Below are 10,757 nucleotides of genomic sequence, written 5' to 3'. Positions count from 1 at the left end.
GCGGTGGTGGCCCGCGACGTCGACGAGCTGATCGACGGCCTGTTCGCGCTGGCGGACGGCGAACGGGTGCGCGGGGTCTGCGAGCCGCAGGCGCCCGGCCGTCGCGCCAGGCGCACCGCGCTGGTCTTCCCCGGGCAGGGCTCACAGTGGGACGGCATGGGCCGCGCCCTCGCCGCCGCGCTGCCCGCCTTCGACGAGGCGATGCGCCGCTGCGCGGCCGAGCTGGAGCGACTGCTCGGGGTGCGGCTGTGGTCGGCCGAGCGCGGCATCGTCGCGCAGGGCACCGCCCACGTGCCGCCCGCGCTGTTCGCCATGCAGGTCGCCCTGGCCGAGACCTGGCGGGCCTTCGGCATCGAGCCGTCGGCGGTCTGCGGGCACAGCATGGGCGAGATCGCGGCGGCGCACGTCAGTGGCGCGCTGTCGCTGGCCGACGCCACGCTCATCGTGTGCGTGCGCAGCGCCCTGCTCACCGAGATCTCCGGACGCGGCGGCCTCGCGCTGCTCGAACTCGACGCGGCGCAGGTGGATTCGGCGCTCACCGAGTACCGCGACCGGGTGTCGGTGGCGGCGGTGAACGGGCCGCGCGCGACCGTCATCTCCGGCGAGCCGGACGCGCTGGACGAGATCGTGGCGCGGCTGGAGGCCGACGGGGTGTTCGCGCGGCGCATCGCCGTCGACTTCGCGGCGCACAGCCCTGCCGTGGAACCGCTGCGGCCCCGGCTCCGGGAGGCCGTGCGCGACATCGCGGTACGGCAGCCCACCGTGCCGCTGTACTCGACGGTCACCGGCGGCCCGCTCACCGATACGCTCGTCGATCCCGACTACTGGGCGCGCAACCTGCGCGACACGGTGCTGTTCGACACGGCGATCACCGCGCTGCTCGACGCGGGCCACGACACGTTCGTCGAGATCGCGCCGCACCCGGTGCTGACCCGCTCGCTCACCGAGATCGCGGGCGCGGCCGCACCCGGCGCGGAGGTGGTCGCGGTGTCCTCGGCCCGGCGCGACGAGGACGAGGTCTTCGCGTTCCTGCATTCGCTCGGCCTGCTCTACACCCGCGGCGCCGACCTGGACTGGACCCGCCTCTACCAGCCGACCAGTCCGGTACCGATCCCCTCGCAGGGCTGGAATGCCCAGCGCTACCCCCTGCTTCGCGCCGATGCCGGGGCCGCCGCCGTGGCGAAGGCCGAGGGCTGGCTCGGGCCTCGCGTGCGGATCGCCACGCACCCCGAGCTCGGTGTGTGGCCGTTGCAGCCGGAGGCCGCGCCGGAACTCGCCGATCACGTGGTGGACGAGGTGCCGGTCGTCCCCGGTGCGTACTGGCTCGGCGCGGCCGCGCGGGCCGCCGGCGCTCTCGCCGACGGCGAGACGCCGACCGTGGTGCTCACCAACGTCACGTTCGAGGCGCCGCACGTGCTGCTGCCGGGGACCTCGTCGCCGCTCCAGCTCGTGGTCGAATCCGCGGGCGGGCGTTCGGAATTCGTGATCGTCTCCGATCCGCGGGGCGCTACCGTCACGCACGCGCGCGGCTGGCTCGACCAGGCGGCCGCGCCGCTCACCGATCGACCCGCACCGGAGATCCCGGAGCTGCTCGAGCGGTGTGCCGAGCCGGTGCCGCTCGAGGAGTTCTACGCGCGCTTGGCCGGGAACGGCCTGCACTACGGCCCGGCATTCCGCGGGTTGACCCAGCTCTCTCGCGGCGGCGACGAAGCCGTCGGAAAGCTCACGCTGCCCGCGTCGCTCACCGCCGACGCAGCGGGTCTGCACCCGGCGTTGCTCGACGCCTGCCTGCACACCGTCGCCGCGGCGGCCGGACCGCGACTGACCGACGCGCTCGCCCTGCCCGCGGGAGCCACCCGCGTGCAGTTCGCCACTCCGGCCGCGCCCGTCACCGAGGTCTGGTGCCATGCGCGGATCGTGGAGTACGGGGAGCGGGATCTGATCGCCGACCTCGTCGTGCTGACCGAGGACGGACGAGTCCTGTTCTCGGCCATGGACTTCCGGGTCACCACGGCCGAAGCGTCCGCCGCCGAGCACGGCAGGCTGTACCGGCTCGCCTGGCAGCCGCTGGAATCCACCGGCGGGCGCGCCTCGCGCGGCAGCTGGCTGGTCCTCGGCGAGGAGCACCCCGCCCTGGCGGCACTGGCCGAACGCCTCACCGCCCGCGGCGACCGCGTCGTGCGCACCGACGCGCACGACTACGAGGCGGCCGTGGCGGCCGCCGACGAATCCGCCGAAGGGTTGCGCGGCATCATCGACGCGCGGGCCTACGCGAGCGCGGTCGAGGACCCGGTCGTCGCGGCGAGCCACACGGCGAACACGGTGGAGCTGGCCAGGTTCGTGATCGGCCACACCTGGCGGGAAGCGCCGCGGCTGTGGCTGCTCACCCCGGACACCCAGCGCGCGGCGCGTCCGGCGCGGCTGTCGGCGGCGAGCCTGTGGGGCGCGGGCCGGGTGATCGCGACCGAGCATCCCGAAGTGTCCTGCGGCGTCATCGATCTGCCCGCCGCGCCGAGCGGCGCCGACGTGGATCGCCTGGTCACCGTCCTGCGTGATCCGCAGGCGCCGCAGCAGGTTTCGGTCGATCGGGAGGCGCTCGTGCCCCGCTTGGTTCCGGTGCCGCGCACCCGGAGCTCGGTGACCATCGATCCGGAGCTGTGCCAGGTCGTCACCGGCGGTCTCGGCGCGCTCGGGTTGCGCGTCGCCGACTGGCTCAGCGAGCACGGCGCGCGAAAGCTGCTGCTGCTCGGTCGTTCCGCGCCGGACGCCGATGCCGAAGAGGTGATCGCCGAGCTCCGGTCGCGTGGCGTCGAGATCAGCGTGGCCGCCGTCGACGTGGCCGACGCCGCCGCGCTCGGCGCGGTGCTGACCGGCGCAGGCCGGATCGGCGGCGTCTTCCACCTCGCAGGCGTACTCGAGGACGCGGTCGTCGCGGATCTCGACGAGTCGCGGCTGGTGCGGGCACTGGCGGGCAAGGCGCGCGGCGCCTGGCACCTGCACCAGGCCACCCTCGATCAGCCGCTCACCCATTTCGTGCTGTTCTCCTCGCTCGCCGGGCTTTTCGGCTCGCCGGGCCAGGGTGCCTACGCGGCGGCCAACACCTACCTGGACGCGCTCGCCACGGCTCGGGCCGCACAGGGGCGGCCCGCGCACAGCATCGCCTGGGGTCCGTGGGCCGCGATCGGCCTGGCCGCCCAGGTGGGCAGCGAACGCCGCTTGGCCGCCCTCGGTGTGCCCGCGCTGGAAACCGAGGCCGCGATGGACCTGCTGGAGGCGGCGCTGGCCGACCCGGGCCCGGTCCTCGCGGCGGCCGCCTTCGACCTGCCGACGCTGGCGGGTCCCGGCACGCCGCCCGTCGCCCGCGAGCTGCTGGCGAATCTGCTGCCCAGCGGCGAAACCACCGGTGGCCCAGTCGTACAGACACTGTCGCTGCACGAGATCGACGATCCCGCCGAGCGGCTCGAGCTGGTGCGCGGTTTCGTGCTCGCCCAGGTCGCGTCCATCGTCGGGACCACGCGGCCGGTCGACCCCACGGCGCCCTTCCGCGACCTCGGCTTCGACTCGCTGATGGCGGTCGATCTGCGCAACCGCATGGAAACCGGCTTGGGCCAACGGATTCCGGCCAGCCTGATCTTCGCCCACCCCACCGTAGACCAGCTCGTCGAGGAGCTGGCGCAACGGATGTTCCCGACGTCGGAGCCCGCGCCCGACGCGCCGACACCGCAGCACGCCCGGCCCGAGATCGACGCGGACCTGGACCAGGCCACCGATGAAGAACTCGCCGATCTCCTGTCGGCGGAACTCGACCTGTCCTCCGAAGGGGATGCCCGATGACGACCGAACCGAACGACGACAGGCGCGCGCTACTACGCCAGGCGCTGCGCGAAATCCGAACCCTGCGAGCCACAGTCGACTCGCACACCGAACCCGCGGCGATCCTCGGCGCCGCGGTGCGGATGCCCTCGGGCATCGACGATCTCGGCGCCTACTGGTCCGCGCTGCGCGACGGCCACGACGCCATCACGCCGCTGTTCGACAGCGAGGACGGCCGCCGCACCCCGCGCATCGCGGACAGCAGCCGCTTCGCCGGGCTGCTCGCCGAGGTCGACGGCTTCGACGCGGAATTCTTCGGTATCTCGGCCGCCGAGGCCGAGCGAATGGACCCGCAGCAGCGGCTGGTGCTCGAAGTGGCCTGGGAGGCGATGGAGGACGCCGGGCTGACACCCGCCGAGCTGCGCGCCGCGACGACCGGCGTCTTCCTCGGCGTCTACGGCAGCGACTACATGATGATGCAGTTCGCCGATCCGTCGGGCATCAACGCCTACACCGCGCCCGGCGGGGCGCACAGCATCGTCGCCAATCGGCTGTCGTACCTGCTCGACCTGTCCGGTCCGAGCATGGCGGTGGACACGGCGTGCTCGTCCTCGCTGATGGCGGTGCACCTCGCGGTGCGGGCACTGCGCAACCGGGACTGCGATATCGCGCTTGTCGGCGGGGTCAACACGATCCTGTCGCCGCTGTCCACCACCGTCACCGAGAAGGTGCTTCCGCTCGCGCCGGGCGGGCGCTGCCGCACCTTCGACGCGGGCGCGGAAGGCATCGTGCGCGCCGAAGGCTGCGGCATGGTGGTGCTGACCAGGGAGTCGCTGGCCAAGGCCGAGGGCAGATCGGTGCGCGCGCTCATCCGCGGCACCGCGGCCAACCACGACGGACGCACCAACGGTCTGACCGCACCGAGCCCGCGCGCCCAGACCGACCTGCTGCGGCGCGCGCTGCGCGATGCCGCGGCCCAACCCGCCGACGTGGTCTACATCGAGGCGCACGGCACCGGGACGCCGCTGGGCGATCCGATCGAGTTCGACGCGCTGCGCGCGGTGTACGGGGCGGGCGACGAGCCGTGCCCGGTCGGCGCGGTCAAGACGAACTTCGGGCATCAGGAAGCCGCCGCGGGCATCGCGGGCCTGATCAAGGCGATGCTGGTGCTCGAACACGACGAGGTCCCGCCCAACCTGCATCTGGAGCGGCCCAACCCGGAGCTCGATCTCACCGGAACGCGACTGCGCCTGCCGCGCGGGCGCACCCCGCTCGGCGGCGGGACCGGCCCGAAGCTGGCCGCGATCAGCTCGTTCGGCTTCGGCGGCGCGAACGTGCACGCCGTGCTGGCCGCCGCGCCGCGCGAGGAGGTCGATCCGCACGCGGAAGGCGCTCTGCTGCTTCCTGTCTCGGCTCGCAGCGCGGTGTCGGCGCGAGCGCTGGCCGGTCGGTACGCCGATCTGCTCGCGGCCGCCGACCACGCCACCGCTGCCGAGATCTGCGCGGCCGCGGCCACCCGGCGCGCGCATCTACCGGTGCGGCTATGCCTCACCGGTGACACGGTCGACGAGCTGGTCGACCGTGCCCGTACCGCGAAGGCGGCCAGGCACATCGGCAACGCGCCGCGGCACCGGACGCTGTTCGTGTTCAGCGGGCAGGGTTCGCAGTGGCCGGAGATGGGCCGCCTGCTCGCCGACGAGCCCATCGCACGGGCCGAGATCGACGCCTGCGACGTGCTCGTGCGCAAGCTGGCCGGCTGGTCGCTGTGGGAGGAGCTGCTGGCGGCCGAGTCCGACACCAGGCTGCACCGCACCGATATCGCGCAGGTGTGCATCGCCGCGGTGGAGCTGGCGCTGGCCGCGCTGTGGCAGTCGTGGGGCGTGCGCCCCGCCGCCGTCGTCGGGCACAGCATGGGTGAGATCGTGGCGGCGACCGTCGCCGGAATGCTCACCAGGGAGCAGGCTTTCGAGATCCTGGTGCGGCGGGCCGCGCTCACCGAGCGGCACGCCCGCGGCGGCGCGATGTGCAGCATCGCCCTGCCCGCCGCGGCGGTGACCGAGCTGCTGGCCGGACAGTCCGAGGTCACCATCGGCGCCGTGAACGGCCCGCGCTCGACCGTGATCACCGGCCCGGCGCCCACCGTGCGCCGGATCGCGGCGGAGGCGAGCTCCCGCGGCGCGTCGACCAAGGAACTGCCGGTCGAATACGCCTTCCACAGCACGCTGCTGGCCACGTGCGCACCGGAATTCGCGACGCACGCCGACACGGTGCGGGCCGTGCCGGGGACCATCCCGATGTACTCGACCGTCACCGGCAAGCGCGTCACCGGCGAACACCTCACCGGCGCGCACTGGGCGGCCAACCTCGTCGACGCCGTGCTGTTCGCGCCCGCGATCCAGGCGGCGCTGGCCGACGACGCCGCGCTGACCACCGTGCTGGAAGTCGGCCCGCATCCGGTGCTGATCCGCGATATCGCCTCGGCCGCAGGCGAACTCGACCGCTCGGTCATCCTGGCGGCGAGCCTGCGCCGCGACCGGTCCCGGTCCGAGTCGCTCGATCACAGCGTCGCCGAGCTCTACCTCGGCGGTCACGACCTGAACTGGTCGGCCGTGCTGGGAGCGCCGAGCGGCCGGGTTCCGCTGCCGCACTACCCCTGGAACCGCAGCAGGCACTGGCTGCCGGAACGGCGCGTCGCCGAGGAGCAGCATGTGCACGCCACGGTCCGCCCCGCGACGGCCAAGCGCAGGCCGTCCGGCCCCGTGGCGCTGGCGCGCGCCCACCACGTCGACCGGCCGACCCGGCTCGACGCGCTCACCGGATTCGTGCGGGAACGGATCGCGCGTGCGCTGCGCAAGCCCATCACCGAGATCGACGAGGCGACCCCGATCCGCGACTACGGACTGGAATCGCTCGTGGTGGTCGAGATGAAGAACGAGATCGAGTCCGAGTCGGGCACCGTGGTGCCGCTGGCCCAGCTGCTCGAGGTGCTCGAACAGGGCAGCGCGCGCGACCTGGCCAAGGTGATCGTCGAGGCCGAGTCCGCCGCCGCGGTGACCGGCGACGAAGTCGGAAGCGGGTCGCTGTGAACGCCTCGACGGCCGCCCCGCTTCCTACCGGGCACCGCGGCGTGCTGACCTGCCCACGCCCGCAAGTCAATCCGGCGATCCGGTTGTTGTGCTTCGCCCACTCGGGCGGCAATCCGCGGATGTTTCAGCCCTGGATCGACCAGCTCGCCCCCGCGATCGAGCTGTGGTGGGTCACCCTGCCCGGACGCGGGCCGCGCTGGCGCGAACCGCACGCCAGGCAGTGGGAGCCGCTGGTCGCCGACATCACCGAGGCGGTCGTGGCGCACGTGCCGCGGCCGGTCGCGCTGTTCGGGCACAGCCTCGGCGCGCTGCTCGCCTTCGATGTGGCGCTGCGGCTCACCGACGCCGAACTGCCGCCCGAGCACCTGTTCGTCTCGGCCCGCGCGCACCCGCGGCGACAGTTCGCCCTCGAGCTGCCCGAGGACGACACCGGCCTGCTGCGGCTCGTCGACCAGGTGTACCGAGGCGTGCCGGAGGCGATCCTGAATTCCCCCGAACTGGCCGAGCATTTCGCGCCGACGCTGCGCGCCGACCTGATGCTCGGCGCCGAGTACCGCTATCGCGGCGCACGCACCCTTTCGGTCCCCATCACCGCCCTCGGCGGCGTGGACGACCCGATGACCCCGACCGAAGAGCTGGCCGCCTGGCAGGACTGCACCACCGCGACGGCGCGGTGGCGTCAGTTCCCCGGGGGCCACTTCTACCTCGACGAGTCCGAAGCCGGCGTGCTCCGGACGATCCGCCGCGGTCTCGCCGCACCGATGGGCAAGGAGTGAAACGATGACCGAAACCGAAACCCGGTTCCCCGCAACGCCTTCCACGCTGACCTTCGATCGCACTGTGGCGCGGTCGCACGCGCACCGGCGCGCACTCGGAGAGGTGTTCGTCTCCGACTCGGTCGCCGACGGCGATTCCACCTTCTACACCGCGGTGCAGGTCCCGCGGGCGCACAGCCTCTGGTACGACCGGACCACGGTCTACCACGATCCGTTCGCGATGGCCGAGGCCGCGCGGCAGGGCTCGTTCGTGATCCTGCACCAGCACGTCGGCGTCCCGGTGGGGCTGCCGTTCAGCATGCAGCGCTACGAGTTCGATGTCACCGATCGGGAGGCCTTCCGCGACGACGAGAGGACCCCGTTGCAGGGTGTTCTCCGCTACGAGATCGTCTCGCGCGTGGACCGCAGCGCCGATTTCAGCGACCTGACACTCGCGGGCGATCTCACCGTCGACGGCCGCGTCGCCATGGAATTGAGCGCGGACGTGGTCTTCCTGGCCCGCGCCGACTACGAGGCGCTGCGCGCCTACCAGCTCGGGCGGGTCGCCGCGGGCGGCCCCGACTACACGGCCGCGCCGCTGCCCCCGGCGGCCGTCGGGCGCCGGGATTCGCGCAACGTGGTGATCGGCGCTCCGGTCGCGGTCGGCTCGGCCTGGGACTATCCGCTGCTGCCCGACCGCCGTCACCCCGCAATGTTCGATCACGACTACGACCACGTGCCAGGCCCGTTCATCATCGAGGGCTTCCGGCAGGCCGCGATCGACACCGCGGTCAGGGAGGGCATGCTCGGCACCCCGAACGCGATGGTCATGTCCTGCTCGTCGCGTTTCTCGCAGTTCGCCGAGTTCGGCGCCCCCATCGAATGCCGCAGCACGCCACTGGATCCGACGCGGCCCGGCACGGCCCGCGTCGAGCTCGAACTGCGCCAGTTCGACAAGGTCCTCACCGTCGGTGCGCTCGAGCTGGCGGAGCTGACCGGCCACGAAGATCCCTTCCTGCACCGAACGGAGCACCAGGCATGAGCGAGCGAATCGACAACACAGCACCATCGGTCATGACCGAGCCGAGCGTCAGCGAGGCCCGGCGATGACCGAGACATTGCACGTGCTGGTGGTCGGCGCTGGTCCGACCGGTCTCGCACTGGCCACCGAACTGCGCAGGCACGGCCTGACCTGCCGGATCATCGATCGCGCCGTCGACAGGCCCGCCAATCAGGCGCGCGCGCTGACGATGTGGGACGGCGCCCTCGACGTGCTCGACCGTCACGGCACCGGGGACGCGGTCCGCGCGCGGGGCCTTCCGATGACCGCCGCCCGCTACTTCTCCGGTGGACGTCCCGTCGCTCAGGTTCGTTTCGGGCCGGAGACCGGCAATGACGCCGAGCCGCTCATCATCACCCAGCCGTCGGTGGAATCCGTGCTCGTCGAGAACCTTCGGGCGCTCGGCGTCCCGGTGGAGTGGCGCACCGAACTGCTGGAGCTGACCGATCGGGGCGAGCACGTCGACGTGCTGCTGCGCCGCGGCGACGAGGTCGAACGACTCACCCCGCAGTGGGTGGTGGGCTGCGACGGTGCGCACAGCGCGGTGCGCACCCTGAGCGGAATCACCTTCGAGGGCAGCACCTATCCGCAGTCCTACACGCTCGGCGACGGCGTCATCACGGCGCCGGTGCCGCCGGGCGAGGCGCACTATCACCTGCACCCCGACGGCGTGCTCGTGGTCGTGCCGCTGCCGGACGGCCAGGTGCGGGTCTTCGCCGACGCCAGCGGCATCGGCGGCGATCCGGACGCCGCACCCACCGTGGACGACCTGCAACGGCTGGTCGACACGCGCGCGCCGTATCCCATCAAGATCCACGAACTCCAGTGGGCCACCAGGTTTCTGGTGCACATGCGGCACTCGGCCGCCTTCCGGTCGGGCCGCTGCGTGCTGGCGGGCGATGCCGCGCACGTGCACAGCCCGGCGGGCGGGCAAGGCCTCAACACCGGCATCCAGGACGCGGCCAATCTCGGTGGGAAGCTGGCGGCGATCATCAGCGGCGGCGCCGACGCCGAGGTGCTGCTGGCCGGGTACGAGTCCGAGCGGATGCCGATCGCGCGCGAGGTGATCCAGGCCGCCGACCGGCAGACCAAGCTGTGGACGGTGCGTTCCCGTCCGGGACGCGCGCTGCGCGACCTGGTGCTCGGCACGCTGAGCCGCGGCGGGCTGCTGGAGAAGCGGCTGGTGCCTTCACTGGCCCAGTACGAACTCGACTATCGGCACAGCCCCGCCGTCGGCAAGCGGGGCGGGCGCCGGGCGCTCGGGCGCGCGATCCCGGAAGCGGTCCTCGTCGGCCCGGACGGCGCGGCGATCGGGCTGCGCCGGTTGCTCTCCGCGCCGGGGCACGTGCTTGTCGCGGTGCTCGACGCGACGCCGTCGGCTGATGACGCCGGGCGGGTGTCGATGCTGCGCGCGCGAATCAAGGAGTCGGGCTTGCCTTTCCGGCTGCACGTGATCGTGCCCGGCGATCCGTCGGCGACGACCGTGCCCGACCTCGGCGAGGTGTTCTACGCCCCGCCCGGCTTCGCGCCGAAGCACGAGCTCGCGGGCTGCAAGCTGATCGCGATCCGGCCGGACGGCTATGTCGCCGACGCCTCCCCCACGCTCGACCTCGACGAACTGCTCGGCAAGCTGCCCGGCTTCCGCGCGCCGCACGGTGTTGTGCCCACCCCGCTCGGACGGAAGGTCTCCTGACATGTGCTCCCCGCAGATCCTCGCCGCCGCCCTGGCCGAGGCGCCGCCGCACGACGACCTGTGCGGCGGACACGGACACACCGCGGGCGCGCATCACGAGCACGGCGCGCACGACGGACACCGCGCTGCCACGCATCGTGGACAGAGCGCGGCCGCGCATCATGAGCACAGCGCGGCCACGCATCATGAGCACAGCGCGGCCACGCACCACGCAGACAGCGCTGCCGCGCACCACGGACACGGTGCGTGGGCGTCGCACGAGCGCAGCGCTTCGGCGACGCATGAGCAGGGTCGCGGCGCGGTGTCCACGGCCGAGGGCATCGGCCGTCGCCGCGCGCTGCGCACCGCAC

At 72.9% G+C, this 10,757-nt stretch carries 5 protein-coding genes and 1 pseudogene; all 6 read left to right on the top strand.

The genetic code is table 11. From position 1 onward, the window contains the following. The coding region (locus NL1_RS34435) for an SDR family NAD(P)-dependent oxidoreductase (protein ID WP_156095184.1) at positions 1-3,834 on the top strand (3,834 nt) is incomplete at its 5' end. Next, the gene (locus tag NL1_RS34430; RefSeq protein WP_067848722.1) at positions 3,831-6,899 is read left to right on the top strand and encodes a type I polyketide synthase; all 3,069 of its coding nucleotides are present in this window, start codon (positions 3,831-3,833) and stop codon (positions 6,897-6,899) included. The genes NL1_RS34435 and NL1_RS34430, both read left to right, overlap by 4 nt. Then, positions 6,896-7,675: a thioesterase II family protein gene (locus NL1_RS34425; protein WP_084511373.1), complete on the top strand. Its 780-nt coding sequence runs from the start codon at positions 6,896-6,898 to the stop codon at positions 7,673-7,675. The genes NL1_RS34430 and NL1_RS34425 overlap by 4 nt, the downstream gene beginning before the upstream one ends. 4 nt (positions 7,676-7,679) lie before the next feature. Next, entirely contained in the window at positions 7,680-8,696 is a 1,017-nt protein-coding gene (locus NL1_RS34420; protein WP_067848720.1) for an AfsA-related hotdog domain-containing protein, read from the top strand. A 64-nt stretch (positions 8,697-8,760) separates the two neighbouring features. Beyond that, complete coding sequence (locus NL1_RS34415) at positions 8,761-10,407, top strand: FAD-dependent monooxygenase (protein WP_067848718.1); 1,647 nt, start codon at positions 8,761-8,763, stop codon at positions 10,405-10,407. A 1-nt stretch (position 10,408) separates the two neighbouring features. Beyond that, a pseudogene (locus NL1_RS34410) lies at positions 10,409-10,757 on the top strand (hypothetical protein); the annotation flags it as partial.

Origin of the sequence: Nocardia lijiangensis NBRC 108240 (genome assembly GCF_001613045.1) — a bacterium.
Classification (GTDB): Bacteria; Actinomycetota; Actinomycetes; order Mycobacteriales; family Mycobacteriaceae; genus Nocardia; species Nocardia lijiangensis.
The sequence above is the reverse complement of the archived record's forward strand: the minus strand, read 5'-3'. Positions and strand labels throughout refer to the sequence as shown.